Genomic DNA, 15,912 nt, shown 5'->3' with positions numbered 1-15,912 from the left:
GTTTTTTAGTAATCTACTTAATCTACAAAAGTATTATTCTTTTATAAGAAGGACGAAAATTATTGACTATTATTTTAATGTATTTAGTAGTGTAAACATCCGTTGACGCATTTGTGCTCCGCCTTCGGCATAATTATACACTAGAAGGGAAAAAGTGTATTTCTTGCCATCTTTTGCGGTATGGTAACCAGTATAGCCTAATGTTCCATTGATTGTTCCACTTTTCATGGTCATTTGATTATAAGTTGGTAAACTTTTATTGAATTCTGCAAACCACGGTCTTTTTACTGCGTATTGCATGATTTGGTTCATTGCTTTGGTTGTTACGTTATTTTGCGGTGATAACCCTGATCCATCCACTATATCCAATTCACTTGCTTTGATATTTAGTTTTTGTTCCCAATATTTTTTCAAGTATTGTGCGCCATCATAAGTTGAAGTTTTTCCTCCCGTAATGTATGCGATGCTTCGCAATATTGCTTCACCATATAGATTAATGCTGCGTTGATTAAACCAATGAACAATCTCGTGCAAAGGAGGTGAAGTATGTGTATTTAATTCTTTCGTTGATTTAGGAACTGTTAATCCCTCTTCGAATAAGCGTTGTCCCGTCGTAATTCCATTAGTTACAACAATACTATCTGAAGCTAAAGTTTTACTTAGATTAAAGGCTAAATCGTAAGCTGGGTCTGGCAAAGAAATTTCTATAGTCTTTTTGAGATCTTGTCCATATGTTCCCTTTATCACAATTTTTTCACTGTATGGTGCGGAATAGGCATAGACATTATCACCAGAACCGTTGCGACCTACAGTGACATGGTTTACCAATTTCAAGTAACTCAAATCCGAAGTGGTGTTTGCAATAGGTGCGGGTTCTTGTAGGTTGCCAGCTTGGAAATTAATCCCCGCGCTGTTCTCTCTCCAATTTAACGAAGAAATGCCTGCACCATAATAATTTCCCATATCTGTCCAAGGCCAGCCGCCAGGTACATCGATACCCTTATACATACTATCATCGGCGATGATTCTTCCATTAATAGCCGTTATTCCTGATTCTAGAATAGCTTTTTTCCATTTTTCTAAGATGACATCTTCCTTCGTATGCGCATAACGATGACTTCCCAAAGTCGGATCGCCTGCGCCATGAATCACAATATCTCCGTGTAAAATACCAAGCGAATCAATTTCGCCAGCGTAATACAATTTAGTTTTGTACGTAAAATCTTTCCCTAATAAATCCAACGCAGTGATGGAAGTGATTACTTTAAGCGTAGAAGCTGTTGGTAAGCCTACTTCAGCATTTTTTTCGAATACCGTTTCTCCAGTTTCGGTATTCATTACATGAAGTGATGCAATACCATTCGTCAAAGACGAATGACCTGAAAATGTAGTAAAGTTTTGCGTTAGTTTTTGTTTGATATTTTGTGCTTGGCTGATCTGTGTTACACCTAAGCTAAACAACCCCGTAAGCAGTAATGCATGTATTTTCATATTTCTTGGCATATAAGCAAATATACGCTTTTCAAAAGTAGGTGTAATGTGCATATTTTGTAAAAAAGCTATCTACTTTGGGCTTTGAATTTCAATATTGGGCTTATAAATGTTTAACTTGCATTACTTTTACATATAAAAACTATGTCACATAAAGATAGATTAGCAAAGATTAGAGCGGCGATGGGCAGTCAAGGAATTGACGCTTATATTATTCCTTCTTCTGATCCTCATATTAGCGAATATCTGCCAGAAAGATACAAATGCATTGCGTGGGTTTCTGGATTTACGGGGTCGGCTGGCACATTGGTTATTACACAAGATTTTGCAGGATTATGGACGGATGCACGTTATTTTGTCCAAGCAAATGAGCAATTGGAAGGTTCAGGATTTGAACTGGTAAAACTTAAGACGCAAGGTGCTGCGGAATATGCGGATTGGCTAGGAGAGAAATTAACCGAAGGTGCACAAGTTGCTTTTGATGGCAATTTAGCTTCATTGTTAGTAGCACAAACGGTTAAAAACACGTTGAAACCATTGCAAATTAATGTGAATGGTCATGTGGATTTATTAACGGCTATTTGGGAAAATAGACCTGCACTTCCACAAGTAAAAGCCTATTTATTAAATGAAGTAACAACGGGACAATCGACGGAATCTAAATTAGTAGCAGTACGTCAAATTTTAGCGAAAAGTCGTACAGAAAGTCATTTCATTTCTTCGTTAGATGATGTCGCTTGGTTATTAAATATTCGTGGGCAAGACGTGCCTTGCAATCCAGTGGTGCTGTCTTTTGTATATGTTTCTCAAGAAAAAGCTATATTATTTATTGCAGATGGAAAGCTGGCTGCTGAAGATATCGTGACTTTAAATAATCAAGGTGTTGAAATTGCAGATTATAATGCGGCTTTTGAATTTGTTAAGAATATTAATGTAAATTCTATCTTAATAGATCCAAAACGTACGTGTTTTGCGATTTACGATAGTATACCTTCTGCTGTCAACATTGTTGAAAAAATCAATCCTTCCACTTCATTAAAAGCTATAAAAAACGAAGTTGAAGTCGATCATATTCGTCAGACCATGGTGAATGATGGAGTCGCTATGACGAAATTTTTCAAATGGCTGGAAGAGGCTATCGGTCAGGAAGAGTTGTCTGAAATTTCTATTGCGGAGAAATTACGTGGTTTTAGAGCAGAGCAAGAAGGTTTTGTGGATGTAAGTTTTAATACGATTGCAGGATATTTGGATCATGGGGCTTTGCCACATTATTCCGCTAATGAGACTAGTAACTACACACTTAAAGCTGAGGGTCTATTGTTGGTGGATTCGGGTGGGCAATACAAAACCGGCACTACGGATATTACGCGTGTGGTTTCATTGGGAAATATCACGCAAGAGGAGAAGGATGATTACACGATTGTGTTGAAAGGTACAATTGAAGGTAGTCAAGCTATTTTTCCTGTAGGTTCAAAAGGTTATCAAATCGATGCGATTACCAGAAGACCTATGTGGGCAACGTTGCGCAATTACGGTCACGGTACAGGACATGGGATTGGTTTTTTCTTGAATGTGCACGAAGGGCCACATGTATTTAATCCTACTCCAACAGATATCGCTATTGAAGAAGGTATGATTACATCAATCGAACCTGGTCTTTACCGCGAAGGTAAACATGGAATTCGTATTGAAAACCTTGTTTTGGCAAAAAAATACGATAATAGTATTTTTGGTGATTTCATGAATTTTGAAACGCTAACAATCTGTTATATTGATACGGATTTAGTCAATAAAGATTTATTAGTACAAGAACATATCGATTGGTTAAATCAATATAACCAATTTGTGTTTGACAAATTAGCACCCCACTTGACAACCGCTGAAGCAAGTTGGTTAGCAAACAAGACGAAAGCAATTTAATTTAAGAAAATGCTGCTCTGAGGAGTGGCATTTTTCATTTATTAGAGTTTAAAGTGATATATTTAAGGTTTCAATTTTAGATCTATCTAGCTACGAGAAATTATGAAATCAAGAAGACTTTTTATAAAAAAATTAGGGCTTTCGGGAATTGGATTGGGCTTATCAACTTCAATTTTGAATGCCGAATCTTTAGTTTCAAAAGCTAAATCGAATAAGCCAATTGTGTTGTCTACATGGGATTTTGGAATTCAAGCGAATGAAGAGGCTTGGAAAATTTTAGCCAAAGGCGGACGTGCATTGGATGCGGTTGAGCAAGGCGTTAGACTGACAGAAGCAGATCCCAAAGAGCGTAGTGTTGGCTATGGAGGTCGGCCAGATCGGGATGGTATTGTAACATTGGATGCCTGTATCATGGATGATCAAGCAAATATTGGTTCTGTGGCAGCTTTGAAAAATATAAAACATCCTATTTCCGTAGCACGTGCCGTTATGGAAAAAACGCCACATGTCATGCTGGTAGGTGAGGGGGCGTTGCAGTTTGCCAAAGCACAGGGATACATAGAAGAGAATCTATTGACCGAAGAGTCCGAAAAAGAATGGCGAGAATGGCTGAAAACAGCAAAATATGAACCTGTTGTTAATATTGAAAATCACGATACGATAGGAATGATTGCGTTGGATGTAGATGGAAATCTTTCTGGAGCGTGTACAACAAGTGGTATGGCCTACAAAATGCATGGTCGCGTAGGTGATTCACCGATTATAGGTGCTGGTCTGTATGTAGACAACGAAATTGGCGCAGCGACAGCAACGGGGCACGGGGAAGAAGTGATCCGTACTGTGGGCAGTCATTTGGTCGTGGAATTGATGCGTCAAGGAAATTCTCCGCAGCAAGCATGTGAAGAGGCTGTGAAAAGAATAATTAAGTTCACACAAAATAGAGGCAAGTCACTAGATAATATTCAAGTTGGTTTTATTGCGCTCAATAAGCAAGGTGAATATGGTGCATATTGTATTCACGGGGGCTTCAATTTCGCGAAGTATGATGCAAAGGGCAATGAATTGATTAAAGGTAAATCATTTTTAAAATAGAATGGCTAAACTAGAAATAGCAAGTTTCAATATACAATCAGCGCTAATAGCGCAAGAATATGGTGCGGATCGCGTGGAATTGTGTGCGGGAATGGAAGTTGGGGGCACAACACCAAGTGACGATGATATTATTCAATCTAGGAAGAATTTACATATCAAGCTTAATGTTATGATTCGTCCGCGAGGTGGAAATTTTGTGTATTCTGATCACGAATTTCAACAAATGAAAGCAGATATTCTGCGAATTAAAGCATTTGGAGTAAATGGTTTTGTGTTTGGTGTATTGCATGAGGACAATAGCGTTAATATTACGCAGAATAAAGAATTAGTAGAATTAGCTTCGCCAATTCCATGTACATTTCATCGCGCTTTTGATGAAGTTGCGAATTGTGAAACTGCTTTGGAGGATGTTATTTCATGTGGATTTCAAACAATATTGACTTCAGGTTGTGAACCAAATGTAGACTTGGGAATAGTCAATCTAAGAGAATTGGTTCAATTAGCAAAAGACAGAATTGTGATAATGCCTGGTGGCGGTTTACGTTCGACAAATATTCAAAATTTGCACAGCAAAACAGGAGCACACTTTTATCATTCTTCTGCCATCACAGATGGTGGAGATACAGCAGTAGGTGCTGAAGTATCTGCTTTAAAATCTGTTCTTGAGGAGATATCGAAATAGAATGTTTTAAGGAAGAGCTAATATTTCTATTAGTTTTTCCTTCTTAACAGGCTTTTGAATATACTCAGTAATAAAAGTGTATTGTTGGGTGTTATTTGTGTCTGACTCTAAGTGTGAGGAACTAACGATGAATATTTTAGAATTTTGGAGAAAAGAATATTCATCTTCTTGCAACTTATCCATCATTTCCCAGCCTGTCATATAGGGCATGTTAATATCGACAAAAAGGTAATCGGGGATTTTTGAATTATTAACCAGACTTGATTTTAATCCTTCTAACGCATCTAGTGCATTTTCATAGTTCGTAAATTCGATGTTTTCAAAAGAGGATATCATTGTTCCGAAAATCATTCGAAATATTGCATTGTCGTCAATAAGAGCTACCTTCCGCGTTGGTGTTCGCATATATTATGTGTTTGGAAGTTTTACAAAAAAAGTTGTTCCTTCATTTGGCGTGCTTATAACATCAATTTTTCCGCCGAGAGATTCCACTTGATATTTTGTTATATTTAAACCAATACCTTTAGTATCAAATCCCCGATGAAATATCTTTTTAAACATAAACAGCTGGGACTTGACTTTGTTCAGATCCATTCCTAATCCATTGTATTGAATTGAAAAAACGACTTCATTATCTTCATAATAAGTTCTCAATTGAATAAGAGGCGATCTTGTCTCTGCTGAAAACTGCAAAGCATTGTCGAGTAATTGATCTATAATAGAGTACAACGCTACCCTTTGAGTTTTGATCTCTTGAACTTGAAAGTCAGTAATTATCTCGGCATTCTTCTTAGAAATTACCGGTTGCTTGATTTCAATAATTTTGTCTAAAATCTCATTGAATCTGCACAACTCTATTTCGTGATTATTTAAGTTATTATTTATGTTTGAAGCAATGGCATTTAGATCCGCAACTGTTTCATCTAATTCGTCGCAACATGAGCTTAATAAATTCAACAAAATGTCTTTTTCTTGTGTTTCTTTAAGATTATCAATTAACATTTTGATATTATCAATTGGACTTAATAGATTGTGTGCAATAATATGATTAGCTTCCTCATTTTGTAAAATCTTAGACTCTAATTGTGCTTTTATAGTTTCTAATTTCTTTTTTTCAAGGATGAGTTCTTCATTATTTCTAATGAATTCTGTCATATCGACAAGTTGAACAATAAAATATTGAGGGTTTTTCCAATTGTCTCTTACTAAGGATATTGTGATAGAACACCAAACATAATAATTTCCTTTATGTAGATATCTCTTCAGAAATGTTTGGTAATTTTTTTTTCCTTGTACTAAATCACTGCGCACCGATAAATCAAATGCTTTGTCATCCGGATGTGTAATATCTATAGATCGAATATGTTGTAGCTCTTTTCGACTATATCCCAGTATCTCCGAAACCGTATTATTTCCTTCGATTAAATATCCTTCGAGTGAAGTCAGTGTTGTGCCGATACCTGAAAAATGGAAGGCTTGATAAAATTTTTTCTCCCAAAAAATTAATTTGTCTTGATAATCTTTTTCTTTTGTAATATCAGTTATGACCACAGCTACGATTTCATCCTGGTCCGGAATATTTTTGATGGTTAAGGAGTACCATTCCTGTTTATTATTTGCGTTTGGTAGGTTATACTGGAATACATTGTGCTGTTTTTCTTTTATACTGTTTCGTATTAGATGCAGTATTTTTGATGAAATTTCTTGTGGTAGAACATCAGTAAGAGGTCTACCAATAAATGTACTTGGCGGATGGATTAGAAGCTCGGGTTTATTCGTCCAATAATTTAAAAAAATTCCGTCTTTATTAACTTCAAAAATAATATCATTGATAGAAGATACAAGAAGTCGTTGGTTATATTCTTGTTTTTTAAATTCAAGAATTTTTTCAATCAAGTCCGTATTGTCAAGAATAGAAACAATATAGTTTTCTTTATTTTCCGATTGTTCAAATGTTGCGGAGATATACCTGGACTTCTTTTTTGAATTGATCTTGATAATATAACTAACATTTTTCTTAACAATTTTATCTAATGAGATAGGATTATAGTTTTTCTTATCTAAGAACGAGTAATCATTAAATAAATTTGCGTTTTTTGAATCAAATAACGTTAATAAACTTCTAGCTTGTGGAGTTGTTTTAAGAATTTCCCCTTTACAAGTAATGTGTAGAATACCTTCGGTGTAATACCTATTCAAAGAAGCGCTATTATACATATATTTTGTTTATTAACGCCTATAAATGAAGGCAATGCTAATTATAAAAGTGATGTAATTTATAACAACAAAATAACATATTAATATCCTGCTAGTACATGTTTTATATCGACTTTGTAACCAATAACGTAGTTAATAGTCTACAAAAAAGTGTTTTCTATATTAATTGTAAAAGGTAATAATACTTAAATCATGTTTAATGTAAATTTATTTTAGGAATTTGTTGTATTACAGTGCTTGCAGCAGCAAGTGTAAGTACATTTTTCAAAGTTGACAATTCGATTTTAGTCTGATCTGATAGTTTCGGAATGCAATAGAGGTGTATGGATGATTGTACCTCTGAAAGTATAATATCACCAAATACAGTTCCTTTCCCAGCTAAAATTATTTTTTCTGGATTAAGAATATGAATTAGTGTCGCAATACCTTTTCCCAGCATATGACCGATTCGCTTCATCGCTTCAATTGTTAGTTGATCGCCTACATTGTAAGCATGGATCAAATGCTCGAAAGTTATTTCTGATTTTTGTTCATTTAATATGGATGCTTCGCCAGCCTTCAATTGATCTTCTATATAATCTATAGCAGTTTGTAAAGACGCTTCAACCTCCAAACATCCCTTTTTGCCGCATAAACATAGCTTGTTGCTGTCTGCTAATGGAATGTGACTAAACTCACCAGCAAAACCTTTATAACCTTTAAAAATTTTGTTATCAATGAGAATACCTAGGCCTACACCCCAAGTTAAATTAATGACTAACGTAGGAGAAGAATTCTTTGCTTTGCCAAAGTGCTTTTCAACCAAAGCTATTGCAGTAGAATCATTTTCAATATATGCCTGTATGCCAATTTTTTCTTCTATGGTTGTTGCAATACTATAAAGAGGGGAATCTGGTTTTAGTGAATTATTTATTTTCTTTTCTGCATCCACAAATCCTGGACATATTATGCCTATACCAAGAAATGATGATTTAGTAAATTGTTCAATTATCTTTTCTACTTCTCGTAATAATGCCTCTAGTAATTCAGCTTCATTTCTTAGTGGAATAACAATTTTGACGGTATCAGTAAGTTTTTCTTGATCTATATTAAATACATCTATTAGGGTACGTTTACGCTCGATGGATATAGCAATTATATTTCCAATCTTGTCTTTATCAGCTTTGTATAAATAAGCTTTTCGGCCTCCTGTGGAATCAGTTAATCCTAGATTTTGTATAAATCCTTTTTTTAGTAAATCTTTGATTCCTTTAGTTGTAATTGGAATACTTTTTCCCACGGCTACGCTTAGATCCCCTATCGAAGTAGAACCCAAGAAAAATAAATTTTTAAGTATGTTAGTGTTTAGATTCATTTTAATTGGTTTTTTTATTATGCTAAATATATAAATTAAAAATTAAAAATTTTAAAATAATATAGCTGCCAATTTAGGTTTTTTTATTAAAATTGAAAATGATAATCATTCAATCTTACTACTATTTTAGAAGTTATTTCATGGAAAATTTAATAGCAGATTTAAACGCGCTCCTTATGAGAGCGCGTTTAATAAAAATAAATCTTTTTAGATTTTCTTTATCCAAATTCTATTTATCCAAACAGGATGTTGTTCGGAAGATTTTAAAATTACTTTTATCTTAGTACTATTATCTAATTTAATACTTCCCAAGGGGGTATCAGTAAATTCCTCTACGTAATTATTTTCGTTTGGCTCCACCACCATCATTCCATTTGGTTTTAAAATACCTTGTATTTTCTGTTTGCCCGCCTGAATCGTAATAGGTACATTATTCTTAGTTGGGTTGTGTGCTGAAACATCCAAAGCGTATTCTCCTTTTTCTGGAATTTCAATATACCATTGCAAATCTTGCCCTTTTGATATGATATGATCAGGACGTTTACCATCGTACGACCTTAATTCTTCGTTATTTTTATTGGAAATATTTTTGCTGTTTAAAGAAAATCCACCAAAAGAAGATTCTGCAACAATATCCAAGTCAAATTCAACTTGCTGGGCGAAATCAAGTTTAATTAGCGACACAAAATTGTCGGAAGCATGTTTAGGTAAATCGATATGAATAATTGATCCATTTTTAATAAAGTTCAATTTTTTCAATGTCTTACCATCCATCAAATAAATGGATGATGGGTCTGACTTTACACCTGTGATTCGTAATTTTTTGTCCAATGGCCAGTTGAAGACATGTGCGTAAAGTGAAGATTTGTTTTCTGAATTTTGACTAGTTAAATAGCCCCAATCAAAGTTTTTGGCACGTAATGGAGTGCCCTTAGTTCCATATACAGCCTCACCATATGTATTTAGCCATTGGCCAATATCGTTCAATCTGGTAATACTTTCATATGGAATTTTTCCATCAGCGCGTGGACCAATATTTAATGTTAGTCCGCCATTAAGACTTACATTAGAGATTAGTGATTCAAAAATCTGACTGGTTGATTTCCATTCTTTTTCGTACGCACTATAGCCCCACGAATGGGCGATTGTTCCAGGTGTTTCCCATGGATGATCAATATATTCGCTTGCAAACACATTATCGCCTAAAGTTTGGAAATCCACGAATTCAGCATCAGTAGGTAATCCTAATCTGGAATTTATCAAACAATTTGGCTGCAATTCTCTAATTAATTTTACAGCTTGTTCCAATTGCTCTTTCTTAAATATGGTTTGTTCGTACGGAATCCACATGTCAAACCACATAACCGCGATGTCTCCATAATTTGTTAACAGTTCGCGCAATTGCGGGATAGCTTTTTCCTGCCAATAGGTGTTAAATTGTTGTGGAGAAACAGACTTAGTGAGTTCCAAATTGTGATCCCAGGCGTATGGATGTTCCCAGTCTATCCAGTGTGAATAATAGAATCCAAGTTTCATGTTATGTTTTCGACATGCATCAGCTAACTCTTTAATTACATCGCGATTTACACCAGCTAACTTTGATAAAGAGTAATCTCCAATTTTAGTGTCCCAAATGGCTACTCCATCATGATGCTTTGAGGTCATGATGATGTACTTCATTCCAGCTTTTTTTGCTTGAATAACCCATTCTTCGGGATTTATATTTTCCCAATCAAATCGTTTTGCTAATTCCCCGTATTCTTCTTTAGAAATACGGTTGCGGTAACGAATCCATTCGGCATAATTATTTAGATAACGGAGATTTTCACCTTTCCAAATTCCTTCGGCAGCAGAATATAATCCCCAATGAATAAACATACCAAATCGCGCTTCTTCAAACCAAGACGTACGGGTAGGAGATTGGGCGTTCAAAGAGTTGAAAGTGTTAAATACTATAAGGAATAAGATAGCAAATAAATTAAGTTTCTTCATAAATGCTTGAGATCTTAGTTGTTGTAAATGTTTATACGATAAATCTATTAATTAGATATTATTAAAAAAAATGCGTTCTTATTTTAAGAACGCATTTTTAGTACTATGTGTTATTCTAATTTTGCTTAGCCCACCAAAGAGGAGTCAACACTTCATCAGGTCCACCAAGCAGTGATACTGCTTGATTGTATCCATCTTGATCCGCATTTTTTAGACTAGATGGATATCTTAATCTTTGCGGGAAAAATTTGATTTGATTCGTCATGTAATTTGTCGCTGTCAAAGCTGGAAGATTTGGAAGCGGGTTTTCTACGGCTGGGTTCTCGAAGAAAGGCAATCCCAATCTTCTATGATCTGACCATGATTCAAGAGGCAACCAAGGCATATTCGCAAGGTATTTTTGCGTGATAATTTTGGTTAATGCATCGTTTCGGACAGTACCATTTTTATAAATAGAGTTTACCGGATACTGAATTGTTGCGGTACCTGCTGCTCCAGTATACCCATCAACATAATTCATTGTACGCGATGATCCTGGTTCTGTTGTATGTGTAAACTTCACTGAAGTACCAACTCTATTATAACTTTCAGAATTTAAATAGGCAGTGGCATATTGTGAAACACCATTGTAATCAAAACTCGCCTTTACACCATTTTCATAAGCCGCTTGAGCAGTAGTCCCAGTATTCCACCCTTTTAAAGAAGCTTCAGCTAATAGGAAGTGTGTTTCCCAATTTGCAAAGAATATACGCTCCGCGTTACTTGTTCTATATGCTTTAGACAATCCTGGTATTTTACCTACTTGGATAGAACGAATTGGATTTACAGCTCCTTTTGTTCCAAAATCACCACTTACTGCTGTGCTCCATGTATGTTTTACATCAATGTCCAATGTGTCTGCATTGAACCCCGTAACTTTTGGAAATCTTACCTTAGTCGTAGAGGCATCTGATGCCCATGAAGGATAGTTAGACCAGGTAGCACTTGTTACGTCACCAGGGATATAAAACGTTTTGTAAGCTCTAGGGTCAATCGTGTTAGGCAATCCATCAAAGAAATAGCCCGCTGTTGGGTCATTTGTTCTTGTAGAATAGTGTCCTAGCATTCTCTTTCCAATATAATTTTCTGGTTTGATAGCTGTATGTAAAGCTGAGCCTAATTGATCTTCAGATTTAATTCCTCCTAATCCCACGTATAGATTATTAAGTGTGGTAGATAATACTTGTCCATTCCACTCTCTACTCATGACGCCAGATAATGCATCCCAGCCTGGTCTTTCTGCAACTTTGAAATTGTGATCAGCAGTAGTAATTAATTTGTTTGTAGCTACCGCGCTTTCAAATTCTGTTTTAGCTTTATTTGCATCTACTTCTGCGATGCGCATTGCTAATCTAAGACGCATAGAGTTTCCGTATCTCACCCATTTATCCCATTCGTATCTATAAGCAGGGTCTTGATTTTGAAGTTTGTCTGGACGTGCTAAAGCTGCATCAATCTTACTCGTAGCATCTTTTAGCTCATCTAATAAGAAATAATATACATCTTTTGTCGACTTAAATTCTGGATTATTACCTGAAAAAGCTTCAATAGGTATTGCACCGAAGTTATCAGCTAATTCACTCATTAAGTATGCTCTCCAAATTCGAGCGACTTGTATAAGATTTGCATTATAGGGTTGTGCTGTGCCGTTTTCAGCTTTTAAATCCGCAATCTGAATAGCTGTATTGGCGTGATTCAACCATTCTGAAATGTAGCGCCAGTAATCGTTTGTCCAATCATCATTATATCCACCAGTGGTAAGTCCCCCAGACAAATGTTGTCGTCCAGCAGATTTCCAGTACAATACGAATACACGTTCAGCGATATGTGGATCTTGTTGGGCACCGATTATGGAATTATTCAGAAAGTATTCTACCTGCACTTGATTTTCATTTGCTTGTGTAGGATTTGTATTTATTTCATCGAATTTCGAACAGCTCGAAAAGGATGCTGCTGTTGCTATTGCAACTGCTATTGTGAGTTTTGTTAATTTCGTTTTCATTTTGTTAGATTTTAAAAGCCCAATGAAATATTTAAAAAGTACGAGCGTGAAGTAGGGAATGATAAGTATTCGAAACCTACTGCATTCGTGCTAATTGCATATACTGATTCTGGATCTACGCCATTTGCGTGGCTCTTAATCATCCACACGTTATTAGCAGATAATGAGAATTTAGCGCTTTTTACAACTGATGTATTTAATAATCTACTTGGAACTCGGTAGCTTAACTGAACATTTCTTAAGCGAATATTTGTAGCATCGTACAAGTTTTGTTCTGTGATACCCAAATTTCCTGAAGTATTAGTTACTTGATTCCAATATTGTTGTTGTGTCACTGTCTTCGTATTAACAGTATATCCACCGTTGCCATCGCTGACTACACCATCTACGACGAATGGTTGTCTTTCTCCATTTACAACAGTTTCTGCTGCAAGACCCGCACGTTGTAAGGCTAGGTTAGTTCCTGCGAAGAATTTTCCGCCAAATCTTCCATCAACTAAGAATGATAAGCCAAAATCTTTATAGGCAAATGAGTTTGTAATACCAAGTAATGCGCGAGCACTTTGATCACCTAAGATATGCGTGCCATTGGCAGCAGTTGGTAAGCCATCACCGTTTACAATCATTTTACCAAAATGTGGACTTTCTTTGTCTTCTACTCTAGCATATTTAGTACCATAGATAGTTCCATAACGTTGACCAACTGTACTATTTACTTGAAGATTGTCAAATCCTCCTAAAGGATACCTATCTAAATCATCCGTTAATTCAACTAGCTCATTCACGTTTTTAGAATAATTTACATTGATATCCCAAAGCAATTTTTCTGGATTTTTCATCACATTGATACCCAATACAGCTTCAAGGCCTTTATTCTGTATGTTACCAGCATTTGCCATATAGTTTTGGTATCCCGAAAGCGGATTCATAGCCAATTTAATTAGCTGATTTGTCGCGTTTGTTTTGTAATATGCAAAATCTAAGGATAAACGATCAAATGCTCTAATATCAAATCCAACTTCAAATGATTTTAATAATTCACTTAAAACATTCGGATTGTATTTTGTAGGGTTCTTAGACGCTGTAGTATTTCCATTAGGATCTTTACCAATCGAATAGGTGTTATATAATTCATATGGAGCAAGACTACCGCCAGTTTCCGCGTATGAAGCACGTATTTTCGCAAAATTTAACCAAGATGGAGAAGATCCACCAGTTTTAGCGATCATATCCGAAATAACAAGAGATGTGCTTATTGAAGGATAGAAATATGATCTGTTTTCTTTACTTAGGGTTGAAGACCAGTCATTTCTAGCAGTTACATTAATAAACCAGAAATTATCATAGTTTAATTCAGCAGTTCCAAATAAAGAATTGATTTGTTTTTCACTTATACCTTCTGAAAATCCAGGATTCCCTTCTGAGTTTCCTATTGTAAACAAATTGGGTACTGTCAAAGATCCGGCTGACGATGATAACCAGTTAGATTCTTGTTTCATAATTTGTCCAAAAGCAGAAGCTGAACCATTCCACTTACCAAATAGGTTGTCTTTACGCGCATTAAGACTTACAATATAGTTGCGCTCATTGAAATTGTCAGAACCTACTCCATAAGAGTTTGGAAGTGAAGATCCAGTATATGTTCTGCTATCAAATTTTGTATTATACAAATCCGAGCCAGCTCTGAAATCTGCATCCAACCAATCGTTGAATTTGTATTTGATTGTAGCATTTAGCAAGAAACGATTTCTAGAATCACGATTTAGTTTGTTATTTACTGCCCAATATGGATTTACAGTATTACTATTGTTATACCAAGTTTGATTTCCACCTAATTCGTCCATTCCATTTTTGAATTCCGTAATATCAATTGTACTCGGAAATAATAATGCTGTTGAATAATAGTTACCTGCGTTAGAACCACCAACGGCTCTATTATTAGCAGTAGTATTCATATATTGAACCTTGATGTCTGTTGTCCATCTTTTATCTTCTCCAAAATGGGAAGTTAATTTTGACATCAGATTAAGTCTGTCTAGTTTGACTCCAGGGGTCTTACTGTCATCATGTAAGTATGTTCCAGAAGTATAAAGGTTTGTACCTTCACTCAATGATTGTTGAAACGTTAAATTGTGCGTAGTATTAAATCCAGTTTTGAAGAAGTTATCTAAATTGTTATATACTTGCAACGCACGTGGTTTACCATCCCATCCTGTTACCGTTTGACCTGAGATTTTTTCACCCCAGCTATTGCCAGATGTTTCGTTGAATGTACCATCAGTACCTTGTGAGAATTGTGTCTGAAGTTTAGGAGTGATAAAAAGATTTTCTAAGCCCATAGTTGCTGAGTAGGAGATGCCTGCGCCTCTTGAGCTTTTACCTGATTTAGTAGTAATCAAAATCACGCCATTCAATGCTCTCGATCCATACAGTGCGGATGCTGCACCGCCTTTAAGTACAGACATACTTTCAATATCTTCTGGGTTCAAATCACCAATTCCGTTACCCATATCGGCAGATGGATTCCAAAAGTCATTATTCGACGCTCCTGCAAAATTTTCCATGGGTACACCGTCAACTACGATTAGAGGTTGATTATCACCTGTCAATGAAGTAAAACCTCTTAATACTATTTTAGACGAAGATGCCGGGCCGCTTGAGCCTTTGATGATTTGTAAGCCCGCTACTTTACCTGTTAAAGCGTTTGCGATATTATTTTCGCGTGCTTCTACTAAAGCATCTCCTTTAATATCTTGAAACGAGTATCCCAAAGATTTTTTTTCTCTTTTTATGCCCATTGCTGTTACAACGACTTCGTCAATGCCACTTGCATCTTGCGCTAAAGAAACGTTGACTGTTGAACCTGATACTATAACTTCTTGACTTAAGTAGCCTACGATAGTGAATCTAATCTTCTCTCCATTGTTTGCTTGAATGGTGAAGGCTCCATTTGTTGTAGATTGCGTAGCTCGATTTGTTCCGACTACACTAATGGTTACGCCAGGCAAGCCTCCTTCTGCATCTGTTACTCTCCCCGTAACAGATTGCTGTGCAAATACTGTTGAGATGCTAAATACCAGCATCAGCAGCGAAATGCTCCAGTGTTTGTAATAATTGTTCATA

At 35.8% G+C, this 15,912-nt stretch carries 10 protein-coding genes; 3 read left to right on the top strand and 7 right to left on the bottom strand.

What is annotated here, in order from left to right; genetic code table 11:
- Positions 1 to 69: 69 nt before the first annotated feature.
- Positions 70 to 1,491 (bottom strand): D-alanyl-D-alanine carboxypeptidase/D-alanyl-D-alanine endopeptidase, encoded by a 1,422-nt coding sequence (gene dacB, locus GOQ16_RS10975; RefSeq protein WP_160069321.1) that lies wholly within the window; start codon positions 1,489 to 1,491, stop codon positions 70 to 72.
- A gap of 144 nt (positions 1,492 to 1,635) precedes the next feature.
- Here dacB and GOQ16_RS10970 point away from each other — a divergent pair, with 144 nt between their 5' ends.
- From GOQ16_RS10970 to GOQ16_RS10960, 3 genes are all read left to right on the top strand, one after another.
- Complete coding sequence (locus GOQ16_RS10970; protein WP_160069320.1) at positions 1,636 to 3,411, top strand: aminopeptidase P family protein; 1,776 nt, start codon at positions 1,636 to 1,638, stop codon at positions 3,409 to 3,411.
- A 102-nt stretch (positions 3,412 to 3,513) separates the two neighbouring features.
- A complete protein-coding gene (locus GOQ16_RS10965; RefSeq protein WP_192922523.1) occupies positions 3,514 to 4,503 on the top strand; it encodes an isoaspartyl peptidase/L-asparaginase family protein in 990 nt (329 codons plus the stop codon).
- A gap of 1 nt (position 4,504) precedes the next feature.
- Positions 4,505 to 5,185, top strand: a complete 681-nt coding sequence (locus GOQ16_RS10960) for a copper homeostasis protein CutC (protein WP_160069319.1) — start codon at positions 4,505 to 4,507, stop codon at positions 5,183 to 5,185.
- Positions 5,186 to 5,191: 6 nt separating this feature from the next.
- Here GOQ16_RS10960 and GOQ16_RS10955 read toward each other — a convergent pair whose 3' ends face one another.
- The 6 genes from GOQ16_RS10955 to GOQ16_RS10930 form a co-directional block, all read right to left on the bottom strand.
- Positions 5,192 to 5,590 (bottom strand): response regulator, encoded by a 399-nt coding sequence (locus GOQ16_RS10955; RefSeq protein WP_160069318.1) that lies wholly within the window; start codon positions 5,588 to 5,590, stop codon positions 5,192 to 5,194.
- A 3-nt stretch (positions 5,591 to 5,593) separates the two neighbouring features.
- On the bottom strand, positions 5,594 to 7,081 hold the full coding sequence (locus GOQ16_RS10950) for a PAS domain-containing sensor histidine kinase (protein ID WP_160069317.1): 1,488 nt from the start codon (positions 7,079 to 7,081) through the stop codon (positions 5,594 to 5,596).
- Between the two features lie 517 nt (positions 7,082 to 7,598).
- Positions 7,599 to 8,756 carry an ROK family protein gene (locus GOQ16_RS10945; protein ID WP_160069316.1) on the bottom strand — a complete coding sequence of 386 codons (1,158 nt, stop codon included), beginning with the start codon at positions 8,754 to 8,756 and terminating at the stop codon, positions 7,599 to 7,601.
- A 207-nt stretch (positions 8,757 to 8,963) separates the two neighbouring features.
- Positions 8,964 to 10,748 (bottom strand): alpha-L-fucosidase, encoded by a 1,785-nt coding sequence (locus GOQ16_RS10940; RefSeq protein WP_160069315.1) that lies wholly within the window; start codon positions 10,746 to 10,748, stop codon positions 8,964 to 8,966.
- Between the two features lie 115 nt (positions 10,749 to 10,863).
- Positions 10,864 to 12,789, bottom strand: coding sequence for a SusD/RagB family nutrient-binding outer membrane lipoprotein (locus GOQ16_RS10935; protein ID WP_160069314.1), 1,926 nt, complete (start codon positions 12,787 to 12,789; stop codon positions 10,864 to 10,866).
- A gap of 11 nt (positions 12,790 to 12,800) precedes the next feature.
- Positions 12,801 to 15,911: a SusC/RagA family TonB-linked outer membrane protein gene (locus tag GOQ16_RS10930; RefSeq protein WP_160069313.1), complete on the bottom strand. Its 3,111-nt coding sequence runs from the start codon at positions 15,909 to 15,911 to the stop codon at positions 12,801 to 12,803.
- Between the last annotated feature and the right edge of the window lies 1 nt (position 15,912).

The organism is Sphingobacterium bovisgrunnientis (assembly GCF_009829085.1).
Classification (GTDB): Bacteria; Bacteroidota; Bacteroidia; order Sphingobacteriales; family Sphingobacteriaceae; genus Sphingobacterium; species Sphingobacterium bovisgrunnientis.
Note: the sequence above shows the minus strand (reverse complement) of the source record. Positions and strands in the feature narration are given on the sequence as shown.

What these genes read in the sequence shown, in the direction of transcription:
- dacB (WP_160069321.1), bottom strand. Translation starts at nt 1,491, where the DNA reads ATGAAAATACATGCATTACTGCTTACGGGGTTGTTTAGCTTAGGTGTA.
- GOQ16_RS10970 (WP_160069320.1), top strand. Translation starts at nt 1,636, where the DNA reads ATGTCACATAAAGATAGATTAGCAAAGATTAGAGCGGCGATGGGCAGT.
- GOQ16_RS10965 (WP_192922523.1), top strand. Translation starts at nt 3,514, where the DNA reads ATGAAATCAAGAAGACTTTTTATAAAAAAATTAGGGCTTTCGGGAATT.
- GOQ16_RS10960 (WP_160069319.1), top strand. Translation starts at nt 4,505, where the DNA reads ATGGCTAAACTAGAAATAGCAAGTTTCAATATACAATCAGCGCTAATA.
- GOQ16_RS10955 (WP_160069318.1), bottom strand. Translation starts at nt 5,590, where the DNA reads ATGCGAACACCAACGCGGAAGGTAGCTCTTATTGACGACAATGCAATA.
- GOQ16_RS10945 (WP_160069316.1), bottom strand. Translation starts at nt 8,756, where the DNA reads ATGAATCTAAACACTAACATACTTAAAAATTTATTTTTCTTGGGTTCT.
- GOQ16_RS10940 (WP_160069315.1), bottom strand. Translation starts at nt 10,748, where the DNA reads ATGAAGAAACTTAATTTATTTGCTATCTTATTCCTTATAGTATTTAAC.
- GOQ16_RS10935 (WP_160069314.1), bottom strand. Translation starts at nt 12,789, where the DNA reads ATGAAAACGAAATTAACAAAACTCACAATAGCAGTTGCAATAGCAACA.
- GOQ16_RS10930 (WP_160069313.1), bottom strand. Translation starts at nt 15,911, where the DNA reads ATGAACAATTATTACAAACACTGGAGCATTTCGCTGCTGATGCTGGTA.